The sequence below is a fragment of the Spirosoma pulveris genome (assembly GCF_054781875.1).
The window spans coordinates 170,316-192,004 of the sequence record NZ_BAAGTO010000009.1; the positions used below are offsets into that span (position 1 = coordinate 170,316).

19 protein-coding genes are annotated in these 21,689 nt (G+C 44.4%); 7 read left to right on the forward strand and 12 right to left on the reverse strand.

What is annotated here, in order from left to right:
- Positions 1–59: 59 nt before the first annotated feature.
- The 5 genes from ACYVJM_RS24855 (at position 60) to ACYVJM_RS24875 (ending at position 5,956) form a co-directional block, all read left to right on the forward strand.
- Positions 60–215: a hypothetical protein gene (locus tag ACYVJM_RS24855; RefSeq protein ID WP_461150939.1), complete on the forward strand. Its 156-nt coding sequence runs from the start codon at positions 60–62 to the stop codon at positions 213–215.
- Between the two features lie 112 nt (positions 216–327).
- Positions 328–1,836, forward strand: a complete 1,509-nt coding sequence (locus ACYVJM_RS24860; RefSeq protein ID WP_461150940.1) for a type IV secretory system conjugative DNA transfer family protein — start codon at positions 328–330, stop codon at positions 1,834–1,836.
- Between the two features lie 36 nt (positions 1,837–1,872).
- Positions 1,873–2,658 (forward strand): hypothetical protein, encoded by a 786-nt coding sequence (locus tag ACYVJM_RS24865; RefSeq protein ID WP_461150941.1) that lies wholly within the window; start codon positions 1,873–1,875, stop codon positions 2,656–2,658.
- A 177-nt stretch (positions 2,659–2,835) separates the two neighbouring features.
- On the forward strand, positions 2,836–5,580 hold the full coding sequence (gene mobF / locus ACYVJM_RS24870) for a MobF family relaxase (protein WP_461150942.1): 2,745 nt from the start codon (positions 2,836–2,838) through the stop codon (positions 5,578–5,580).
- The gene (locus ACYVJM_RS24875; RefSeq protein ID WP_461150943.1) at positions 5,564–5,956 is read left to right on the forward strand and encodes a hypothetical protein; all 393 of its coding nucleotides are present in this window, start codon (positions 5,564–5,566) and stop codon (positions 5,954–5,956) included. Before mobF ends, ACYVJM_RS24875 begins: the two co-directional genes overlap by 17 nt.
- Before the next feature lie 25 nt (positions 5,957–5,981).
- Here the strand turns inward: ACYVJM_RS24875 and ACYVJM_RS24880 are convergent, their stop codons facing one another.
- From ACYVJM_RS24880 to ACYVJM_RS24910, 7 genes are all read right to left on the reverse strand, one after another.
- Positions 5,982–6,641: a hypothetical protein gene (locus ACYVJM_RS24880; RefSeq protein ID WP_461150944.1), complete on the reverse strand. Its 660-nt coding sequence runs from the start codon at positions 6,639–6,641 to the stop codon at positions 5,982–5,984.
- Positions 6,638–8,005 carry a hypothetical protein gene (locus ACYVJM_RS24885; protein ID WP_461150945.1) on the reverse strand — a complete coding sequence of 456 codons (1,368 nt, stop codon included), beginning with the start codon at positions 8,003–8,005 and terminating at the stop codon, positions 6,638–6,640. Before ACYVJM_RS24885 ends, ACYVJM_RS24880 begins: the two co-directional genes overlap by 4 nt.
- 192 nt (positions 8,006–8,197) lie before the next feature.
- Positions 8,198–9,145, reverse strand: a complete 948-nt coding sequence (locus ACYVJM_RS24890; protein WP_461150946.1) for an ArdC family protein — start codon at positions 9,143–9,145, stop codon at positions 8,198–8,200.
- A gap of 156 nt (positions 9,146–9,301) precedes the next feature.
- Positions 9,302–9,466: a hypothetical protein gene (locus ACYVJM_RS24895; RefSeq protein WP_461150947.1), complete on the reverse strand. Its 165-nt coding sequence runs from the start codon at positions 9,464–9,466 to the stop codon at positions 9,302–9,304.
- 23 nt (positions 9,467–9,489) lie between these two features.
- Positions 9,490–10,401, reverse strand: a complete 912-nt coding sequence (locus ACYVJM_RS24900) for a toprim domain-containing protein (protein WP_461150948.1) — start codon at positions 10,399–10,401, stop codon at positions 9,490–9,492.
- Between the two features lie 43 nt (positions 10,402–10,444).
- On the reverse strand, positions 10,445–10,675 hold the full coding sequence (locus tag ACYVJM_RS24905; RefSeq protein WP_461150949.1) for a helix-turn-helix domain-containing protein: 231 nt from the start codon (positions 10,673–10,675) through the stop codon (positions 10,445–10,447).
- Between the two features lie 204 nt (positions 10,676–10,879).
- A complete protein-coding gene (locus ACYVJM_RS24910) occupies positions 10,880–12,112 on the reverse strand; it encodes a tyrosine-type recombinase/integrase (RefSeq protein WP_461150950.1) in 1,233 nt (410 codons plus the stop codon).
- Positions 12,113–12,549: 437 nt separating this feature from the next.
- Between ACYVJM_RS24910 and ACYVJM_RS24915 the strand changes: the two genes are divergently transcribed.
- On the forward strand, positions 12,550–13,419 hold the full coding sequence (locus ACYVJM_RS24915; RefSeq protein ID WP_461150951.1) for a hypothetical protein: 870 nt from the start codon (positions 12,550–12,552) through the stop codon (positions 13,417–13,419).
- 121 nt (positions 13,420–13,540) lie between these two features.
- Here the strand turns inward: ACYVJM_RS24915 and ACYVJM_RS24920 are convergent, their stop codons facing one another.
- Positions 13,541–15,025, reverse strand: a complete 1,485-nt coding sequence (locus ACYVJM_RS24920) for an Eco57I restriction-modification methylase domain-containing protein (protein WP_461150952.1) — start codon at positions 15,023–15,025, stop codon at positions 13,541–13,543.
- Positions 15,026–15,339: 314 nt separating this feature from the next.
- On the opposite strand from ACYVJM_RS24920, the gene ACYVJM_RS24925 reads away from it, so the two are divergent.
- Positions 15,340–16,353: a BsuBI/PstI family type II restriction endonuclease gene (locus ACYVJM_RS24925; protein ID WP_461150953.1), complete on the forward strand. Its 1,014-nt coding sequence runs from the start codon at positions 15,340–15,342 to the stop codon at positions 16,351–16,353.
- Between the two features lie 59 nt (positions 16,354–16,412).
- Here ACYVJM_RS24925 and ACYVJM_RS24930 read toward each other — a convergent pair whose 3' ends face one another.
- The 4 genes from ACYVJM_RS24930 to ACYVJM_RS24945 all read right to left on the reverse strand — a co-directional run bounded on the left by ACYVJM_RS24930 (position 16,413) and on the right by ACYVJM_RS24945 (position 21,537).
- Positions 16,413–17,255 carry a hypothetical protein gene (locus ACYVJM_RS24930; RefSeq protein ID WP_461150954.1) on the reverse strand — a complete coding sequence of 281 codons (843 nt, stop codon included), beginning with the start codon at positions 17,253–17,255 and terminating at the stop codon, positions 16,413–16,415.
- A 266-nt stretch (positions 17,256–17,521) separates the two neighbouring features.
- Positions 17,522–19,696 carry an AAA family ATPase gene (locus tag ACYVJM_RS24935; protein ID WP_461150955.1) on the reverse strand — a complete coding sequence of 725 codons (2,175 nt, stop codon included), beginning with the start codon at positions 19,694–19,696 and terminating at the stop codon, positions 17,522–17,524.
- 99 nt (positions 19,697–19,795) lie between these two features.
- Positions 19,796–21,067, reverse strand: coding sequence for a Y-family DNA polymerase (locus ACYVJM_RS24940; protein ID WP_461150956.1), 1,272 nt, complete (start codon positions 21,065–21,067; stop codon positions 19,796–19,798).
- Positions 21,067–21,537, reverse strand: coding sequence for a LexA family protein (locus ACYVJM_RS24945; RefSeq protein WP_461150957.1), 471 nt, complete (start codon positions 21,535–21,537; stop codon positions 21,067–21,069). The genes ACYVJM_RS24940 and ACYVJM_RS24945 overlap by 1 nt, the downstream gene beginning before the upstream one ends.
- Positions 21,538–21,689: the final 152 nt, after the last annotated feature.

The window sequence follows — 21,689 nt, forward strand, 5'->3', positions numbered from 1 at the left end:
GTAGTAGGCCACGTTGAAAAGCCTGTAATCTTTCAGCCCCACCTTAAATCCATATAACGATGTATAACACAACGCAAACCGTTGATGGTCCGAACGGCACCTCAATTACCGGCTGGGTGAGTAATGTTGCCAGCACGGGTCAGATCACTGAGATCATCTCAGGCGGTGACGTATATGAGCCTTGTCCCTATTCAGGCAAGTTCTACAAGAAGTAAGCTGCCTCAGAAGTAGGACACGTCGCATGATGAGACGAACGGTGGATTACGGGTCAAAGCGGAAAGCTTTGACCCGTATTTAAAGAATGATACTGAACCAATCGAAAACCTTATGCCTATGGATATTTTTGATTTAGATACGCCCCTTATTCAGTTTCCCTCTTCCTACGGCACAGACAGCTTTACCATCCGCAATGCCGTCGAAGGTGTGCAGATTTTTGGCGGGATCGGAAGTGGTAAAACGTCCGGCAGTGGTCGATTGTGGGCACTGCGCTACCTTCTGGCAAATTTCGGTGGTCTGATCTTAACGGTGAAGCCAGATGAGCTAGACATGTGGAAAGAGCTATGCCAGTTAACCGGACGTGAACAGGATCTGGTGGTGATCGAGCCGAATGGAGCAACATTCAACTTCCTTGACGAGGCCAGTCGGGGTTCAGAAGAAGTGACTGACACCGCTAACATCGTTGATCTCCTCCAGACGATCATTCAGGCCGGAGCCTTGCAGGATGGCGGCAAGTCGAATGATACCTTCTGGGTGGACTCTTTCGACCTGTTATTAAGAAACGCGGTCGATTTAACCCGACTGGCTTATGGCAAGATTTCCGTACAGGTTTTGCATGACATTGTCGTAAACGTTCCAAAAGTGGATGTTGCAAGACAATCCGCGAACGATAACGTCAATGCATTTGAACGAGCCTTTGAAGCCGCCAGAGTCAACGTGACCGCACAGATTGAAGCGTGGCATGCGACACTGAGCAGAGAAGAACAGAATTTATTGCAGGACGATACCGCCTACGACAATGCATTAATGGATGCGGTAGCTGATGCGCGTTTATTGAAGTTTGTCGATAACTTCTTCTCGGATACGCTTTACAATCTCAGCGATAAGACACGCTCCATTATTGAAATGATGTTTCAATCGTTTCTGCTGCGTCTGCTCCGCGAACCGTTCTACAGTCTCTTCTGTCGGCATGCATCAACCGTTACGCCAGAAGATTGCCTGAATGGTAAAATCGTTATTGTCAATCTTCCAGTAAAGCTTTACCAGAAATCCGGTCGGGATGCCCAGCTTATCGTAAAATATTGCTTTCAAAGTGCCTGGGAAAAGAGAAACGTCAAGCTGAACGGTCGGCCTGTATTTTTATGGTGTGATGAAAGTCATGTGCTTATCCATGACAAGGATGCCGAGTTTCAGGCTACGGCTCGCAGCAGCCGAGTGGCAACGGTCTATCTTTCGCAAAACCTGCCTAACTATATCGCGTCGATGGGGGGACACACTCCTGAACACCGTGTTCGGGCATTTTTAGGAACGCTGTCTACCAAGATCTTCAGCGCCAACGCCGATACGGAGACCAATGAGTACGCGTCGAAGCTTATTGGAGACGGATTTATCATCGACAAGTCGAAGAATACGACGACAGCATCCAGCAGTTTTTCGCAGTCATTCGGTGAGTCTCACCGGCTGGAACGCATGGTCAGACCGGAGCAATTTTCCAAACTCCGCACAGGGGGCCCGCGCAACAACCATCGGGTTGAAGCTTATATGCACCGACAGGGTGACTGCTTCTGTAATGGCCTCAATCACCTGCGTTTGATCTTTAACCAGAATTGCCAGCTTTAAATCATGATTAAAACTCACCTTTAAACATCTATTACGATGCAACGAAATCAGTATTACCGCCAGGTCTATAAGCGGACCAACGCTTTCAAAGTGGCCATCTATATGATGTTCCTGAATAGCAGTTCATGGCCACGTCTGACCATTGAGCTGTTCACCCGTCGCAAGTTCGGGACACGGTACTTCACGTTTTCAGGTACTATAGTTTTTGCCGTACTATTGGCCTGCTATCCCGTTTTGAACCAGATCAGTGCCAGTTTCCTGTTTCGGCACAGAAGCTATGGCCCGGACCTCAATTTCGGCGAACTGCTGAAGCATTACCTCACCTGGTATGCATATCTGGCAGCAATGGTTTACAGGGCGTACCACCATTGGAGCCAGATCAAACGCGAGCCGGGAGACTTCGACTTCAACTGGTTCAGCCTCTCTCCCGGTCTTGTTGACGCCCGCTTCTTCAATGTCGAATGGGGCGGCAAGCCGGTGAACGTGCGCATGGTCGAGACGCTGATCGAACCGGGATTGTTCTTCTTTATAGGCTTCATGTTATGGCTGATCGGCCAGTCGCTCGGCCCGCTGCTGATGATCTGTGCCGTGATCTATGGCATGAGCTATCGTGCGCAATATTACATCGGAGACAACTTTATGTATGACAAATCGGACGAATTGATTGCCAACCGGCAACTGCACAATACCTATGTCAACGGCATGGATGCCAGTCAGACGCAAGGCTTTCAGGTGTATGGCCGCCGTCCGGCTGACCCGGATTTCCGACGCGATCTGGCCGACATGATGATCGACCGGGACGAATTAATTGAGGCGGTTTAGCTTCACTACTATGTAGCGAGAAGAGGTCTGATTTTAAAAGTCTAACCGGGTCGGACTATTTCCGTTGCACAGCCTTTCGCCCTGTTACCTCGTTATCCCTCATGCTTTGAGACTAAGAAACGATCAAAGTAACCTGTCGTCTCACTCATCTCCTGTACACTCCTGGACATGATACGAATGGTACAATCCCAATCGAGCGGACACGCCAAAGCTTACTATACAGAGGCTTTGGTTAAGTCCGATTATTACCTGTCCGAGCAAAATCAGGAGATGAGTGGGCGCATGCAGGGCAAACTTGCCGAACGACTTGGGATCGCTGGTTCGATCACCAAAGAAGCTTTCTTTGCATTGTGTGACAACCGGCATCCCGTAACCGGTGAAGCGTTGACCCCAATAACAAAAGAGGCCCGGACGGTTGGTTACGATCTCAACATGCACTGCCCAAAAAGTTTAAGCATCATTCATGCTCTCTCTCAAGATGATCATATTCTAAATATATTCCAGGAGGCTGTTAGGCAAACGATGCAAGACATCGAGCGAGATGCCCGGACCCGTGTTCGTAAAGCCGGAGTGGTTGATGAACGTCAGACCGGGGAGTTGATCTGGGCCGACTTTTACCATCAGACAGCAAGGCCCGTAGATGGACACCTTCCAGATCCACACCTACATGCACATTGTTTCATATTTAACGCGACTTGGGATGATACGGAGAAACAAATCAAGGCCGGTCAGTTTCGAGATATTAAGCGCGACTGTCCTTATTACGAAGCATTGTTCCAAAAGCGACTATCAGATGGACTGGTCGATTCTGGTTATCAGATTCGCCGTACCGGCAAAAGTTTTGAGATAGAAGGGGTGCCCCAAGATGTCCTGGATTTATTTTCGAAGCGTACAGATGAGATTAGGCGGGTTGCTAAAGAAAAAGGCATAACCGACCGAGAGGAATTAGACAATTTAGGAGCGCGTACCCGCGCTAAAAAGCAGAAAGGCCATACGATGGCCGAACTGAAAAAGGACTGGCGGCAACAGATTGAAAATTTGGGGCAACGAGAGGGAAGCGAGGGCAAAGCTACGCTACGTCATGCCATGCCAGTACAAGATAAATCCGGCCTCACCCCTGATATGTGCGTCGATCATGCGATCAGTCACGGTTTCGAACGGGCCTCCGTACAGAGTGAGCGCCGATTGCTGGCGTCAGCTTACCGGCACAGTATCGGGCGACGGTCAGTCTCTCTGGACGATGTGACGGCAGAGTTCAAAGCGGACGCCCGGCTGGTTCACGTTGAAGAAAAAGGACGGACATTCTGCACCACAAAACAGGTTTTGAGTGAAGAGCAACGTATGGTGGGTCTTGCCCGGCAGGGTCAGGGCAAATTGAAGCCTTTATACGACAAAGCGCCAGAGATCAAACTTGACGGTCAACAGGCGGAAGCGGTGCGGCATGTCCTAACGACCCCTCACCGCGTGTCCATTATCCGGGGAGCGGCTGGCACGGGCAAAACGACACTGATGAAAGAAGCGGTTGGCCTCATGGAAGATGCGGGCAAAACGGTGACTGTCGTTGCACCCACCACGCAGGCCTCACGAGGTGTTCTCCGAGAAGAGGGTTTTGCCGGTGCTGAGACGGTCGCCAAGCTGCTCAGCGATGAGAAGATGCAAGCGGCACTAAAGGATCAGGTTCTTTGGTGTGATGAAGCCGGGCTACTGGGGACGTCCGACATGACGGCCTTACTCGACATTGCCACAAAACAAAATGCTCGCCTGATCCTTGGGGGCGATACGCGCCAACATGCTTCAGTCGTCCGGGGTGATGCTTTGCGTATATTGAACACCGTCGCTGGCATCCAGACAGCGGAGGTGAGCCGCATCTACCGCCAACGTGGAGCGGATTACCGCTCGGCGGTAGAAGACCTTGCCAAGGGAGATGTGACGCAAGGGTTTACCAAGCTGGATGGCATGGGGGCCATTCAGACCATCGACCCGATGCACCCAAACAGCCAGCTTGTAAAGGACTATGTGGAGACGATCAAAAAAGGCAAATCGGCACTTGTCGTCTCTCCGACTCACGCCCACGGCGAAGCCGTAACGGGTGACATTCGCCGCTCGTTGCAGGAACGCGGGCTGCTCTCGAAAAAAGAGGTTTCAGCCGCCCGGCTGACCAACCTTAACATGACCGAGGCAGAACGCAGTGACTGGCGGAATTTTCAGGAGGGACAGGTCATTCAGTTCAACCAGAATCTGCCTGGCATCAAGCGCGGCAGCGTCTGGACGATTGATACTGCATCTGAGAAAGGTGTGACGATCAAGGACGATCAGGGGGCATCCCTGTCCTTACCGACCGCCAGGAGCCGGGACTTTGATGTTTACCACAAAAGCGAGATCAGCCTTGCCAAAGGAGACGCTGTGCGGATCACGCGCAATGGCTTTGACCTTGACGGCACCCGTCTCAATAACGGCCAGACCCTGGACGTGATGAAAGTGTCGAAGCAAGGCGACATTCTTTTACGCAATGCGCAAAGCAAGGTTGAATATCGGCTGGATCAGCAATTCGGGCATATTGCGCATAATTACTGCATCACAAGCCATGCCTCACAAGGTAAGACGGTGGACGAGGTGTTTATCTCACAACCGGCTTCGACCTTTGCGGCGACCGATGCGAAGCAGTTTTACGTCTCGGTCTCCAGAGGGCGTGACAGGGTAAGGATTTACACCGAGGATAAGGAGCAATTACTGGCACAAGCTTCGGAACTTGGTGACCGGCAATCAGCCCTTGAACTCGTCGGACGCAAAAACAAGACCTCAGAGCTGGTCCAACAGCGCGTCCGCGACGATTTGAGCCGGTCACCAGCCGATCCAACCAGACAGAAAGAAATTACAAAACCCACTCGCATAAAAGACCGCGAATATGAACCAGGGCTTTAAATTGCGTTTTGACCAGTTGCGGGAAAACGATCCGACCGGTTCTGGTGAGGAGTCTGGGACGTTGCTAGTCGAACAGTACCCATCCAATGGGCACACCCGAAATGTCTGTCTGGTCTGGCCGGACGGTCGGCGGGTCTTTCTAAACTATGCTTACCTGATTGCTGGTGAGTATGAGCCAAATGACGAAAAGAACGTGATCAAGCTCAGTTTCTCGTCGCACAGTGTCACGTTGCAAGGATACAACCTTGAGCCATTATTTATGGCCCTGCTTGACCACCTGCCCCGTATCATTACAGCTATCGACCCGCGTTATGTGCTAGATGAAGACCGACAGGACAGCGTGGTCATAAGTATCGTCATAAGTCCGGTTGAGTAGACGCAGTATATATATTAGATTGCCGTTAAGGCTGTTTACCAAGTTCTAATTTAGCGTTTTCGCCGATCTTCAGTTTGCCTATTTGATTAAGGCTTTGAGCGTAAGCTTTGTAATTATCTGGGATCGCTACTCTATGATTTTGATTGATTTGAACTTTATCATTGATAGTAGGCACTCTTTGGCACGTCCATAAAGCTAAGTTGTCCCACTCACCTGACTTTAAGCTTTCGCAAATGGCATTTGGATCAAAAGCTTCATACACAATTTTTGTAGTTACGTTGTAAGGCTCACTTGTAAGTATGGGTGTGTATAACTGAGTTGCCTCAGTTACTAGCTCTGTATCTGTCAGGCTGATTATCTTTGCAGGTACTTGTTCATCGTCGAAAAATATCTCATTATTATTTGTCAATTTATATCTGCCCGGAGTGGGAATTCCGGCTGCATTAAATCCTTCTAAAAGTCCATTTTTCTTGAATAACGTAACGACACTGCCGTACTCCACAGCGCCTTTATTCTCATATCGAGAGTACATTAAGACAGTGTCATTCGGCTTAATAAACTCATACGTTTTAGTACGCCAATGTTTTTCGTATAATTTCTCTAGGTCAATCTGAGCTTGGGCCTTTGTTATTGAAAAGCTTACGGCAAGAGCAAAGGAGATTAGAATTAATTTGAAGTATTTCATGGAAATTTCCTTTGAAATTCTGTTTTCACACGAACGTCCACATTTTTAAACAATCTTTTCCCTTCGAAAACATTTATGCCAGCCGCGGCTATATCAAAAGGAAACTGAAGATTGCTAGCGCCTTCTCCGATAGTTACTACATAGATCTCATTACATTTTTGAATAACTCGCCGAATAACTCTGCCAGGCGATAATATATGTCCAGGAAGCGTGTAGTTTATAACGCAACGGGTCTGATCGTCAATATATGTCATTATTGGATTTGGTATAAGTTTAGCTACAGGAGCAAGTCCTGTTTCCAGAAAAAAACGGATAGCGGGACCAGAAAGGTTTACAGTTCCATAATTTGTAACTGGCGAAAAATCATCATAACTGTAACGATTATCATTATAACCTATTCCCCGCATATCTTGAGTAATCGCCGCGATATATTGATTGCTACTTTTTATAATGTCGAAGACATTCTGAACAGTACAATTTGAGTTATCATCAATGGAGCATATGGCGGTTTCTACTGAATAGCTATGATAAGAAAGGAGTAAAGGACTGCGTGTCAAAGACTCAATTAGCTGAATAGACGAACGGTGTTCTGGTAGAACTCGCGCCAGATCAGGCGGCATGTAAGAGATCCCTGTTTCATAATCTGATGGATCACTGACGCATGTTCCATTTAATGCAGTGCACCGGACTCGGTAATACTGACCGCCTGCACCCGGATTCGTACCGTCAGGATTGTGATTTCGAGAGAAAAAATTATTCGGCTGAGCTGCACAGTCCGTGTTATTCCACTGATATTCGTAGCCGTATTCTGTATTACTGGTCGGACAGCCACTCGCAATAAACTTGATGTTATTTGCGCTTATATATCTCTCAACGGTCAAACTGGGCGTTGGAGGTTTGGGTACAACCCTAAACCTGTGAACCCAGATACGTTCAAGAATGTAGTTCTCCGGTGGGTTGGTCGGACATTGAGGACCGACAACATATTCAAACAGGCTTCGACTGGTAATCGTAATTTCACCGGACTCAGTCAGTTTTGCCATCGCTTTGAACACTTTGATTGTCGCCTTGTTCGTGCCAATTGTGTAGCTTCTGATTTGAGTGAGTGTCGGGTCACCAGGTCCTGAAATCTGTATTTCAGTTGATTTGTCTTCAAACTCATCGGGGAACGGATCACCACAGACGCCTATTTTTGCTTTAAAACAACTGATCTCATCGAGAATACCCATCTCTAAAGTTTCGCCTTCGCATTTCAGGCCGTAATTATCAAAATAGCGCCTATCAGTCACGACTTTTTGCGAAAACACCGTATTTGTCCAGAGTAACAGCACAAATAAAATGATCAGGTTCTTGAAATGGATCATATACAAATTATAAAAGCACTTACCCAAAGACACGGCTGTGTTAGGACGCCTTAACCGCCTGAAAGTAAGACTAGATAAATGATTTAACCAAATGAGTTTATCTGTTGACTCATTTATGTAAATAACGCTGCGACAGATTTCAAATCCGAACGCCTTTTGAATTTTAAGGCGTCCGGTTTGGTTTGATGTTATTTAGCCATGTTGAAGCCTGTGCAAGTACTCAACCGCTTTCTGGGCATGAGATGCGGCTGAGAAGATGAACCGTTTATCATTTTGCAAAACCTGTAACCAGGACTGAATGTAGGCCGCATGTTGGGCCTCCGGCATCGGTTCGAAGCCGAGATCAGCCGCCAGAAAACAGGCTCCCAGTTCGGCAACCAGCTCTTCGCTGGCGTAACCGGCATCACCGTATGTTTTCCGGCCAAGGTCGCGGTTTAGCCGTGATGGATGGCGGGTCCAATGGGTGATTTCATGAGCCAATACGGCATAATAGCCTTCCGTGCTTGTAAAGCTTTCAAATGGCGGCATCTGGACCCGGTCGGTCGTGATGGAGTAGGACGCTTCGCGGCCGGTGTGGATGTCGGCTTTTGTCTGGGAGAAGAACGCTTCAAGCTCTTGATTGCGGGTCAGGTCGTTGGTGACGGTCTGTTCGGGTTTCTTATAAAACCCTTCGGATAGACCTTCGATCTGATCGGCGTTGAAAACCGCGTAAGGTTTGAGAAACGGGATCTGACTGGTAACGGCTTCGCCCTGCGCGTTCTTGTCTTCGACTATGAATTTGTCGGCATAGACAATCTGCGTTGATTTCTCGCCTTTACGGACCTGGGCTTTCAAATCGGTGGCCTGCTTGTAGGTCATCCAGTAGGGCGAGCTGTAGCCTTGCTCGGCGGCTGTTCCCCATAACAAAAGCGTGTTGACGCCCTGGTAGGGAATGTCATTCCAGCGTAGGGGCCGCATGACCTGACCGGTAAGATGTTCCGCATGCCACGGCTTGCGCCACGTCAGATTGCCTTGTTCAAGATCAGTGATGATTTTACCCGTTACGCGGGCGTATAGATCGTTTTGTGTAGGTGGGTTGTTGGTGTCAGACGGTTTTTGATTTGCACGTTTGGAAGAAGGTTTACGGGTGTTGGTCGTCATGGTGTGTTCTCCACGGGTGAGGGTTACAGGGACTGGCAAAACCCGGTATCCAGCGAAGGAACCGGCAAGAATTTTGTCTCGCGAGGAAGGCCGTTAGGCCGGGGAAAATTCTTGTTGGTGAAAGAGTGATGGCGGGTACAGTCTCGTCCTTAAGCCTCAGTTGTGGCAGAACAGGCCTGAACGATTGAGACCGGCATTCGAGACGATCACATCAAGCATTGGATAATGCAGCGGCAGCAACTCATCATCAGCGAACGAGCGCTCGTTGCGAAAAGTAACAATCAGATGATCGAGACCAGAGATGTCGAGAAGCCATCTCATGCATCATTTAACGGCTCAAGGTCTTACAAGGCCAAATTCCGCTTGTGCATGTGCCATGCGTTAACATCTTTGTGTGGGGCATAGATGGGGTTCATGGGTTTATAAACAAGCTCATGTTGCGTTTTGAAGAATTGGCTGAGGGTGCGGGTTGCGGTTTCACCGGCCAAATCGTTATCGAGCCAGGTAAAAGCGCTGCGATAACCATAATTGCTGATGTACGGCAAAACTTGCTTGAGGCAGGAGATTGAGTTCAGAACGATGGTGTCGCCCTTGAACCCTCGGCCCTTCAATTGTGTGATGGCTGAGAGGTAATCGAAAAAGCCTTCAAAAATGTGGATTGCTTTCTCTTCCGGGACTGTTCCTCGAATGAACGATATGGATTTCGCCCCAAGCGAACCTTTGAAGAAAGGATTGCGGAGTTCATAGCCACCCTCCTCATTGTCAAATCCTAGAGCGATAAAACTCTTTTGCGTGCGCTTGTTACGGACATGAACTTCTTTTAGGTGTTTATGAGCGGTCGCCACCGGAATGCCCCGTTTTCCTAAATAATGAATAAGTCCGATATGCTGGATGACACCCGCTTTCTTTAAGGAAAGACAAGGTTCATCGTCTACTACGGGCGCGTCGCTTAAGGCAGGATCAAACTTGTAAGGGCCGCTAGTCAGATTGCTGATCCATCGCAAGGCGTCAGCAATCGTGTGATCTTCACGGATAAATTTGAGGTACGCGCATGCCAGATCAATGGGATCACCGCCCTGCCCGATGCCATAGTCATGCCAGCGATTGGCTTTACTATAAACCCAAAAGCTTGGGGTCTTTTCTTTTCGGATGGGTGACAGATAAAGGAGTTTACCGGCACTCGTTTTACGAGGCTTAATGTTGAGTTGATCTAAAATTTGGGCGATAGGAATCAGTTTCGCATGATCAATGTTCATGGCGATCTCCAAGGCAACGGAAATAAAAGGAATGGCTTAGATTTTAACGGCGCGTCTTACTAGGCGGGTCAGGGTTGGGATTATTGGATGACCAGAGCCGTTGCTCGATGAATTTATCGAGATCCGCCTTACGGTAGCGGACGGCACGTCCTATTTTGATGGGGTTGAGATTATAGCGCTTTGTGCAGTCCCAAACGGCCAAAGTTCCAGGTGACAGATTGAGGTACTTGGCCGCAGTTTTACGATCGAGTAGAGATTCGTTTTTGTCAGACATGATATTTCTCTCCCTCTAAAAGAATCAGGCAATCATCTTGATTGACCTAGGAATATATTCATGTTAAGTTACAGATTACGGATAATCAATAGGAATTTGGTCTTGTTAATAATGAATAATGGAAATGGTCCAAATCAGGCTTTCGTGGTTTGCAGACATAAAAAGCCCCGAAGGGCTTTAACTGAAGCAACTAAAAAGATTTTTTCAGGTCTGTACCTGACCAATAACGCCATCTTTGATTTGCTTTGTTAAGGCCGCCAGGTAAACCTGATCCAGATAATCGGCGTAATTCTGCATCATCTGTGTCCGTTGAGATAAGAATTTAGCCCGGTCGTACGCACGGTCTGTGCTGCTTTTGGGTGCGTGGGCCAATTGCCGGTCCGCAATCTCATGTGAATACCCTAGCTTCTCCTTTAAAATACCCAGTGCCAACGCACGAAAACCGTGACCGGTCATCTTTCGGCTGTACCCCATGCGTTTAAGAGCGACCAGGATAGACCCTTTGCTCATGGGTTTGCGAGGACGCGGCAGGCTTGGAAAGACAAACTCTCGATTACCATTCAACTTTTTCAACTCGGTTAGAATCGTGAGAGATTGACGGGATAAAGGCACTAGATGTGGACTGCGCATTTTCATGCGTTCAGCTGGTATCGTCCACATAGCTTGATCAAGGTCGATTTCCAACCATGTCGCTTCGACAAGCTCGCTGGTTCGAACGAAAGTGAGGAACATCAAACGGATTGCCAGATAAGTTTGATAGTGCAGACGTGCCTTATGGTGGTGAAGAGCCAACATGAACTCCGGCAACTGATCAATGTCGAGGGATGCGAAATGCCCTTTCTTGTAACGCTTAAGAGCCGTTTCTAAACCTGTCGTCGGATCGTTCTCAGTACGGCCCGTAATGATTGCATACCGGCAAATATGGCTGATCAACTGCTTGACCCGCCGTGCCATTTCGGGGGCGGTTGTCTCAATTGTCTGAAGACAGGCAAGTACAGTGAGCGGCTTCAAAAGATGAATTGGGAACTGGCCTAAATCATCAAAAACATACTTTTCCAGACGGTGCAGGATGGTTTTTGAGTAACGTGAGTCCCAGGTTTCCAGACCCTTACTATGCCACTCTCGCGCGATTAATTCGAAAGTCTGTCCATGTTCGAAAGCTGCTTGCTGTTTTCGCTCATGCTTCGCGAGCTTGGGATCAACCCCGTCTTTCAGTTCGCGCTTAACCTTGTCTCTGCCCTGTCGGGCCTCTAACAGGGTGACCTTTGGATATACCCCAAGAGCGAGACGCTTTTCTTTACCGTGAAGACGGTATTTGAGTCGCCAGTAGCGTCCTCCGGATGGCAGGACTTCGAGATAAAGACCCTCGCTATCAGAAAGCTTGTATGGCTTAGTTTTTGGTTTGGCGGTGCGACATTGCATGTCGGTGAGCGGCATGGCTCCCCTCCCTTTCTATCAGCTGACGTTGATTGAACGAACTGGGGGACAAAGAATATGCTAAATTCACACCATGCCCCCAATATGCCCCCACTTTGGATAAATGTCGGGTAACCTGGGTCATTGCTCGTAAATCAAACGATACGCCAAAAGCCCTGCAAAACCGGAGTTTTGGCAAGGTTCTTAAGAACAAATAACGCTGATTAAAGGGAGTATTGGCTCCTCGAGCAGGATTCATATTATTCTCATATCAATTTGATTTCGTATCTAAATGCAGATTTCACACTTAGGTGAGTCCCCTATTTAGTCCCTTATTAGTGGCATGTAGACAATAAGAACTAATTTGCATCTTATTAATGTCTTCTTCTTGTTTCAAGTAGAAAATGGCACTTGCCAGCTGTAGCATACTTTTTCACTCTATATTTTAAGAGAGCATAATGTTTCTTCAACAGCGGACTTTAGAAAAGCTACGCGAAATTATCAATGAAGGATCCCAATACAGATCTGGTCCTATACTTGTAGCTTTCTTTAATCAACTTGGTTTCAAAGATATTTACGGCCAAGGCTTTCCTTCGAGAGGTAAGTATACAGAAGAAAAATTGAATCAGTTAAATGGACGTTCTGAGCTAGACCAATGTATTCGCAACGTCTTTGCTGTAATTAATTATATAGAAAATCTGCCTCAGTTAGACAATTTGATTGAAGATTTCAACAATTATCTTGCCTTTGATAAATGGAAAATAAAAAGGATAAATGCAGAGATACATTTTGTAAAACTGAGCGAGATAATCATTCCTGATGTTAAAATTCAACAAAATTCTGAATTAAAAGAGGAAGACTTTTTAAGTCACGAGTTTAAAGATATTAGCCTTGATGCATTACGTCTGGATAGCATCGTTACAGAAATACTTAAGGCGAGGCTTGAGGAAATAGAAAAATGCCTCAGAAATAATGCTCCGCTTTCAGTTATCTTCTTGGCTGGCAGCACATTGGAGGGAATTTTATTAGGGATTGCATTAATATATCCACGAAAATTTAATCAGGCTAATAGCGCGCCGAAAGAAAAAGATAGCACCGTCAAGCCGTTCCACCAATGGACACTAAGCAATTTTATAGATGCTTCACATGAGGTGGGGTTATTGAAAAGTGACGTAAAAAAATTCAGTCATTCTTTGAGAGATTTCAGAAATTATATTCATCCTTATGAACAGATGAGTGGTAAATTCAACCCTGATATACATACCGCCAGAATTTGTTGGCAAGTTCTAAGAGCAGCAATTTATCAGATTGTTAATAGCACAAAATAGTTATTTGAAAATTTATCACGTTAGATAAGATTAAATTATCAGGATTTACCCACCCTTTTTCAAGTTCTACATTTAAACTTGCATGTGGATAAGACCTTCAAAAAAAGGGCACCAAAATCCCCTACGCGAGAGAACCTATTTTTTGGTCTATCAAATTTTGTTCAAAATCTGGGATACACTTAGCCCAAGCCCCTAATTCAAACAGAGTTTTTTTACTCGGATACTTCAGAAGACGTAGATCTGTAGCATTAACTTGAGTATGACCATTAAACTGCCTAAAATACTGGTCTATCATCGACGAGTTTAAATAGACAGCTAACCCTAATACTAACTCTTCTGACAGACCACGTTTTTTGCAATGAAAAACATTCAAGTGATTTTCAAATCCGTAAAGTTGTCCGTTCAAATCAGAGGGGCTGACGACCCTTGCTACAATCCGTTTTTTTTCTTCTTTTGAGGTGAACCTTTTTACAACGGTGTAATAACCAGCGGGATACAGCCATTTCTCTGTATCTGAGTTTAAAACGATAGCATTTGGTTTTTTGAAATCCAATTTTGGCCAGCTAACATGTTTGTTAGAGAAATGGCCTGGATACAATAAAGGCACGCTCCCTTCTTCTGGCTCCATGCGTAAATGTTCTTTGACCCGAAAGTCTACTATTGGACCGGTAGATAAATCCACGCCAATCTGAGCTAGAGTAAAATGAAATGCTTCAGGTATTTTTAAGCTACCTTCTTCGTGACCTGTTGGAATATGTATGAATTTTTCAACATCATCTATCTTTACAATATCTTTAAAGTCAAACGCAGTCGTTCGTAAATCAGAAAAAGTATCGTCAGATGACGTAGAGATTGTCACTTGCTCTTGCAATCCACCCTTCACTAAATGAATAATAATATTCTCTTGAAGGACAGCGTCTTCTCCAAAGGGTTTATTGCGAGAGTCGAATAGATGAATGTGCCGCAAAGCAGCATGCTTTAAAATTAATTCGCGGAAAGGTCGATAGTAAGGCCCGTTGCAAAAGCTACGGGGAATGATGGCGACAATCTGACCTGCGGCCTTCATTTGCATTAGAGCCAATGCAATAAAGCCTGTGTACAGGTTCACTGTTTCGATACCAGCTGCACGTAGTAGATGTCGATGATGGGAATTACTGTTTATCTTTTTATAAGGAGGGTTGAGGATTGCGTAGTCATATGCCGATCCCTGTCCAGCTAACAGCTGCAAAACCGACGACTCTATGAAGTCGTCAGAAATTATATTAGGTGCGAAATTAACACCGAAACTTAAAGCGAAGCCCTGATAATCATCAAAGTTGTTCGTCAGTACTTCAGATAAGATAGGGTCAATCTCGTAGGCTGTTCCGCTTATACTGCTAAATGAGCCCCATTGATTTTGTACTCGCTCTAAGAAGGCAGCTGATAAAGATCCAACACCAGCACCAGCGTCCAGTAAAGAAACATGATCTTGCTGGTTATCTGTAAACAAAGACGCCATAAAGCGAGCAATCCGACTCGGTGTCATAAATTGACCAAGCTGAGAGCGCCGTGTCGGGTCTAGAGCTGTGTTAGTGTCTCGGCGGATGGTATCGATTTGATCAAACATTGCTACAATTTAGCGTTTTTTCCGGATCGTGGCTACTATTTTAAGCCCTATTATCCCCGCTAGTAAGTATGTGAATGAGACATTAGAAGCGTTTTCGAACCTACAGGCAATTCATGTAGCAGTCTGATTCATAACTGATAACAACGGTATTAATGTGCCTCAGACAAGGTTTTTGAACCTGTAATTGTTTGCTGTTTAACCGATTAAAATCGGCGCGAGCGACCAATTAATATGTTTACATTGTAATGTAAATTGAAACCTTTAATGTTGCAGTTATTAATAATCTTAATAACCGATTCGGATATACCGTTTCAATGAAAACAAAAATGAAAATTGAGGACGAATACAGTGAAAAGCGGAAGCATTATAATTTTAAAGATTCATACCAACGCATTGGTTTAAAGCAAATAGAGGATGTACTTAAGCAGATTGGTAAATTCAATGATGATACCCGAGATGCGGTTTGGTGCCTTCTGAATGATGAGCTGACATCCAAATTCGCTAAAAATGACGGTTACAAATTGAAGGATGGTGCCACTATAGCCGAAATTGGTTCATTCGTGGGAATACTCATGAGAGGAAAAACCAAGCTTGATAGAGAGGGCCGCGATAGTTGGATTAAGCCTCTTCGCGAAATTGGCGCTATCGAACCTCTGACATTTGATCCGTTTAAAGGCTTTCTATCTGGTCATGTCAAAGCCAAGTCACCGAATTCCTGTTACCGATTGAATGCTGACTTTGTTAGCCTACTTCAGCAATTCGATACAAAAAACTTTGATGCTGCCTTAAAGGTCTGGATTTCAGGCGATAGCATTCGTGAACGTTTAGAAATACAAGCCGCTGCTGAAGTTGCGTCAAGGGCCTTGGTTGAAGGCAACCCACATACAAACCTCATCGAAAAATCAATCGAATTATACGCTAGCCACTTCTTGCCTGGTTTTATATCTATTTATAAAGATGATGCTGATGGAGATAGAATTAGTGATGAAGAGCGGTCTCTCATGGACAAATACGGAATTAAGTTAGAGCTAGAGGATTCTTTTCCAGATGTAATTCTTTATAATCCTACCAGTAGCACATTGTGGTTCATAGAAGCTGTTACAAGTGATGGCGAAGTAGATGAACATAAGCTTACTGGATTGAAGCGTATCTGTTTAAAGTCATCTAAAAACTTTGGCGGCGCTACTACCACTTATCTAACATGGAAGATGTTTTCTGCTAGACAACAAAAACACAAGAATTTAGCAGACTCAAGTAGAGTGTGGATTTTAGAAGATCCTCAAAAAGAATTTATCGCTGAATACTATAAAAATAAGTCTTCTAGCTAAACTCAACTTGGTCAAACACCTTCTTGTGTTTATTTATCATTGCAACTATAAGCACCTAATCATGTTAAGTGCTTATAATGCATTGCATCAAGCCAATATCTTATCTTCTTAGGTAGCAAATATTCGTGTTTGCTCAAAAACGCGTAAAGTTCTTGAATAGATAGTACCTCAACATTTGAAGCCGTCACCGAAGCAGCTCCTTGAGTTGAAAAAAGGAAAATGCGATCAGCGACGTTTTTTAGCCGTTCATCTAACGCTACGCTCCCTTGTTTAACTTGTACTGCCGCCGTTTGACCCGTTTCACCGTGATGAAGTATAAACTCATATCCAATTGTCTCTCGCTTACTCGTACTCGGTATCAGACAGTAGCCCCTTATCTTTTGAAGATACAAACCGACAATGTCTTCACATTCATCGGCACTAATCATTTTGAAAAAGGCGGTCGGATCAATTGTTCTGTTATCAGAAGTGTCAATTTCCAATGAGCCCTTAGGGTTAGCATAAAGCCATCGCGAATAACGTTCCATTTCAGGGTCGCGAATTGCCTGAAACGCATTGACGGGTCGAAAACAGGCAACAATCTTCCCTGGGACGTTTGCTTCATTACCTACATATATCCAATGACAACCACGCTGGTTCGGAATATCCAGATCTAAGTGCAAAGGTTTGTCTGAATACCGCCAGTCGCCTTGCTCATCGTCAATACGCCCCAAATAATATTCCCCATTACGGCTGCGTGTCCAAATCAGATGACCCGGCTGAGGCTTTGTCGCAAAAGCAACAGCCGCTGTAGCTCTGCCATATGTTTTCTTAACAAGATCAACGTAATCCGATGGCGAGGCTGGCTTTGATGTAACCGGCCAGCCAATACCAGCCACGTCGTTCTGAATACAATAATTCACAACGTCGTTCTGCGTTTTCCCGTTTTTGGGAGTAGATCGCAAATGGAGCCGCCACAACATGAGTGCTATCCGGTCTAAGTTAAATAGTGTAATTCTGTTTGTGAATAACGATAGTTATCTATTTCACAACTATTCTAATGGCACTTTTACTTTTAGCATGTCTAACCAATCTTTCGTATAAAAGGGGACTTGCATAGCGAGCTTTAGTATAGCTTATTAAGCAACTTATACAGTGTATGAAGCTGAATACCGTGTAAGATTATAATCTACTTACAAGATTCAATCATCATATCATAGTGACTCTTGTGATCCATTCTTTCGAATATTATTCGAAATACATCTAAATATCTTTGAATTTCTTCATGTTCAGTATGCACAATTAGATCATCATTGATAAAATGAGACCCATCGTTAATCCAGGCGACAAGTGATTTGCAAATAATTTTCTCTTCACCTTCAAACTTATTGATACAATCTTCGTAATCTAGCCCACCAATAATATTAAAATAATATTCAAGTATACGCCTGAGTGTATTATAAATCGTAGCCTTGTTTACATTTTCAATATCAGCTACTTCTCTCCATAAAAGTTCGTATGTAGTTTTGATAGGATTTTCAGGGTGAACAGATATTGTTGACTTACCTCCGATTTTTTTTACAACCCAAAAACTTTCCTCTTTTAGAGGATTTCTGTTTCTCCCACCTTTAAATGTCACTTCTTTATAAAAATAGATGTTATGAGTTAAAACGAATACTTGCTTAACATCATTAGTCTTATTTCTGCTATAGTTTATAACCTCCTTAACGAGACTACTGACTACAAATAACACGCTACTGTCCAAGCTCGAAATGGGATCATCAAAAACGACAATTTTCTCTTTTACAATACCATGACTATTTGTGCTACCCTTGATTAGTTGATAAAAATATAGAAATGTTATGAATGTGCTTTCACCTTCACTCAATGTTTGTTTCGCTTCAGATCCATCTTCTCGAATTATTTTATAAAAACCTTTTTCGGCTGATTCATCAAGTTTAAAATTAGTAAATGAGAATAGTTTAAGGATGCGATTTATTTCGTTTATGGTGTGAGTTACGTTCGTCACTTCAGATTCAAGTGCTCTGATATCAGATTCCAGAACTGACTGCTGAATTTCATTTGCGAGTATTTTATCTTGTATTTTATGCTTTGCTTTATGGTATTTGTCAGATATTTCTAGAGAAGTGCTTATGTCTAACTTCAAATTGTTCGACACAAAGCGCCATATCTGATTTTTTAAAAGCTCTTGTTCATTACGCAAATTATTAAATGTGTTATTATTTTCTAGCACTTTGATTGAATAGGACTCAATTATAGATTTTATTTCAGCAAATATTGGAGATAAAGATCTAATCTCTAATGCGACGCTTGGCGAAGTTAGTTTTTCTTCAATAACAGTTAAATTTGCTGAATATATCTCGTTCAATAACACGCCTTGAGCAATTAATTTTTCAGGTTTATAAACGCCATCTTTCTTTCGAGCAATGCTCCTAATCTCATTAAGTTTTTCTTCTATATATTCAATATAAGTATTTTTGAAGGCAAGTATTTCGTCGTACTTTTCTAGATACATTTCATCAAAGAAGCCGATCAGATCAGCCTTCAATGTTTCCTCAATTGCCTGATGACAAAACGGACAAGAATTTTCAGAAATTCTAAGATAATCGGTTCCTCTTTTAACCCAATCACTGTTTTGTAATTTACTGATGAGTTTGCCAATATATGTATCATCTTTCCCAATAATTTTTGTCGCTAAAATTTCATTTTTTTCTATTGATTCTAAATCTTCATAGTCAAAAGGATTTATGTTTTGTTCTATTTTTATAAAACTATTAAAAACCTTATCACATTTTTCCTTTATTATTTCAACCTCGAATAAATCTTCTGTGTTCAATTGTTCTGCAATACACTTTTCTAAAAAAGACTTCTTGCTTCCTATAAAGCCTATGTACGCTGGTTTAAAATGTGTTTCGAATTTAGTTTTAGCATTCCAACACTTTTCAGATAAAATGCTATTTTCTCCAAATTCTTTACTTTCAATCTCACCCAACGATTTATTAAGACCAATAATTGTTTTCTTTACAGTATCTAACCTCTCCTTTTTGATGCCAATATTTGCCAGTGCATCGACTGAGCTTTTCCCCAAAGTGAAAATACCTTTCAACGCTTTAGCCTGGCCGAAATTTTGTTGAACAAACTCTTTATTATAAACAAGAGTTTCTGTTGGGTTTGTATGCCAAGTCAATGTGCAATCTTCAAAAGAAGCGCAATTCGCAATTACATTCGATAGAGTAGTTTTACCGCTACCATTACTACCATACAAATAATTTATTTCAGTAGGGTGGATTTCAACTGGCTCTGTATAAGTAGCAGCTTTGTGTAGATATATTTTGGAAATCATGTTAGGCTATAAAACTCAAATTAAACTTGGTGTTAGACAGTCTGTAAAACTAATAAAAACTAGTCAAGATATTTAACTTACTTACAAAGTCTTCTCCACTCAATCAAGCTGAACTTTAAGCAATTCTTCCCATCGAGTAGTGTAACAGGGACTTTTCCGGTCAGCCTTAGTCTGCCACTTGTGCTGAGTCATTTGTGCAGCGAAGAGAACGGTGTTACGTGCATATTGCCGGTTGATACTATCCATCGCAAGACTAACGTTCTTAAGTCTAGCGCGGTCAGCGGTGTCGAACAAATCGACCGTTATTTGGTCGGCGGGGATAATTCCCGTCACAATTACACCGACTTTCGCATAGATGGGGCCGGTCATGAAAATCTGCCTCAAGACATATAGGGCGTATTTAATCAGTTCGGCGCTGCTGTTGCTGGCGGTCGGCAGGTTGATTGATTTAGTGCGATGGTACTGCGGCTGGTCTGGACGGTGCTTGTTGGTGTGGATAAACACGGACAGGACACTTGCGCAGGCATTTTGCTCCCGCAATTTCTGGCCGCATGTGCTGGCAAAAGTGCTGACGGCAGCACTGAGCGCATCAAAGGTGGTCTGCGGCTGGCCGAAGGAACGACTGCTGCACACGTTCTTCTGAATGGCGCGGGGCTCCAGCATGGGGACACAAGAAAGGCCGCGTAGCTCCATCAAGAGCCTGTGGCCCGTAACGGTCATATTGCTCCTGACCCATTGCTCGTTGAGACGGGTAAACTGCAAAGCCGTCTGCACACCCTGTGTCAATAAAAGCTTTTGAGACTGTGAGCCGATCCCCCAAACATCGCTGACCGGAAAATCCTCAAGGGCTGCAATTCTGGTTGCGTCGTCTTTAATGACAAAAACCCCGTCAAGGGCGGGGTTCTTTTTGGCGATCTTGTTCGCAACCTTTGCTAGCGTCTTGGTGGGCGCAATACCGACGCATGTTGGGATTTTCGTCCATTGCCGGACGGTGGTTCTGACTTTGTGGGCGAATGGTTCAAGCTCTGCAACTGGCAAGATCGACAAGTCTAAAAACGCTTCATCAATAGAATAGACTTCGACAACCGGGCAAAGTTCACCCAAGGTGTTCATGACGCGGGCTGAAATATCGCCGTAAAGGGTATAATTACTGCTGTAAACCTGTACGGCATGCTGCTTGATCAGTTGACGGATTTTGAAGGCTGGTGCTCCCATTAGAATGCCTAAATTTTTGACCTCCTGGCTGCGTGATATGATGCAACCATCATTGTTGCTGAGAACGGCGACTGGTTTGTCCTGCAAGGTTGGGTCAAATATCCGTTCACAGGAACAATAGAAGTTATTGCAGTCCAGGAGGCCGAACCACTGCATCAGTCGCGCCGGAAATTACGACTTAGCCCTTTCACGACGCCAAAAATGCGGAGATCATCGCTCTCCTGTATCTCAATTGGGGCGTATAACGGATTGCGCGATTTCAAATACAGTTTGCCCTTTTCGCGCTTGATAGTTTTGGCTTTGTGACTGCCGTTTAAACAGCAAATCACGACATCATTTTCTCTGTAGTCCATACTGGTATCAACGATTAGCACATCATTTTCCGAAATACCGGCGTCATTCATGGAATCTCCGACAGCTCTCACCAAGAATGTGACATGCTTACGAATATGATGGAACTCGTTCAGATCCAGATTGGCTTCGACGTGCTCGTCGGCGGGGCTGGCAAATCCAGTAGTGCTGTTGCCGCATTCGACACTGGATGCAAATTTTGGTAGCGGGATTGGCGTAAAATCCGGGATGCCGAATAAAAGAATTTCAGACCTTGGTATCGTTTGGAATCGCATGGTGACCGCCTTTTTTTATGTATTGGCCTTAGCGATTGTGTCACAGATTCGAATAATAGCAACAAATTCCTATTACTATCTTTTAAATTGAATTATAATCCTATTGAAAATCAGATATTTAAGAATGTAGTCCTATATGACATAATAAATGA

What these genes read in the sequence shown, in the direction of transcription:
- ACYVJM_RS24855 (WP_461150939.1), top strand. Translation starts at nt 60, where the DNA reads ATGTATAACACAACGCAAACCGTTGATGGTCCGAACGGCACCTCAATT.
- ACYVJM_RS24860 (WP_461150940.1), top strand. Translation starts at nt 328, where the DNA reads ATGCCTATGGATATTTTTGATTTAGATACGCCCCTTATTCAGTTTCCC.
- ACYVJM_RS24865 (WP_461150941.1), top strand. Translation starts at nt 1,873, where the DNA reads ATGCAACGAAATCAGTATTACCGCCAGGTCTATAAGCGGACCAACGCT.
- mobF (WP_461150942.1), top strand. Translation starts at nt 2,836, where the DNA reads ATGGTACAATCCCAATCGAGCGGACACGCCAAAGCTTACTATACAGAG.
- ACYVJM_RS24875 (WP_461150943.1), top strand. Translation starts at nt 5,564, where the DNA reads ATGAACCAGGGCTTTAAATTGCGTTTTGACCAGTTGCGGGAAAACGAT.
- ACYVJM_RS24880 (WP_461150944.1), bottom strand. Translation starts at nt 6,641, where the DNA reads ATGAAATACTTCAAATTAATTCTAATCTCCTTTGCTCTTGCCGTAAGC.
- ACYVJM_RS24885 (WP_461150945.1), bottom strand. Translation starts at nt 8,005, where the DNA reads ATGATCCATTTCAAGAACCTGATCATTTTATTTGTGCTGTTACTCTGG.
- ACYVJM_RS24890 (WP_461150946.1), bottom strand. Translation starts at nt 9,145, where the DNA reads ATGACGACCAACACCCGTAAACCTTCTTCCAAACGTGCAAATCAAAAA.
- ACYVJM_RS24895 (WP_461150947.1), bottom strand. Translation starts at nt 9,466, where the DNA reads ATGAGATGGCTTCTCGACATCTCTGGTCTCGATCATCTGATTGTTACT.
- ACYVJM_RS24900 (WP_461150948.1), bottom strand. Translation starts at nt 10,401, where the DNA reads ATGAACATTGATCATGCGAAACTGATTCCTATCGCCCAAATTTTAGAT.
- ACYVJM_RS24905 (WP_461150949.1), bottom strand. Translation starts at nt 10,675, where the DNA reads ATGTCTGACAAAAACGAATCTCTACTCGATCGTAAAACTGCGGCCAAG.
- ACYVJM_RS24910 (WP_461150950.1), bottom strand. Translation starts at nt 12,112, where the DNA reads ATGCCGCTCACCGACATGCAATGTCGCACCGCCAAACCAAAAACTAAG.
- ACYVJM_RS24915 (WP_461150951.1), top strand. Translation starts at nt 12,550, where the DNA reads ATGTTTCTTCAACAGCGGACTTTAGAAAAGCTACGCGAAATTATCAAT.
- ACYVJM_RS24920 (WP_461150952.1), bottom strand. Translation starts at nt 15,025, where the DNA reads ATGTTTGATCAAATCGATACCATCCGCCGAGACACTAACACAGCTCTA.
- ACYVJM_RS24925 (WP_461150953.1), top strand. Translation starts at nt 15,340, where the DNA reads ATGAAAACAAAAATGAAAATTGAGGACGAATACAGTGAAAAGCGGAAG.
- ACYVJM_RS24935 (WP_461150955.1), bottom strand. Translation starts at nt 19,696, where the DNA reads ATGATTTCCAAAATATATCTACACAAAGCTGCTACTTATACAGAGCCA.
- ACYVJM_RS24940 (WP_461150956.1), bottom strand. Translation starts at nt 21,067, where the DNA reads ATGCAGTGGTTCGGCCTCCTGGACTGCAATAACTTCTATTGTTCCTGT.
- ACYVJM_RS24945 (WP_461150957.1), bottom strand. Translation starts at nt 21,537, where the DNA reads ATGCGATTCCAAACGATACCAAGGTCTGAAATTCTTTTATTCGGCATC.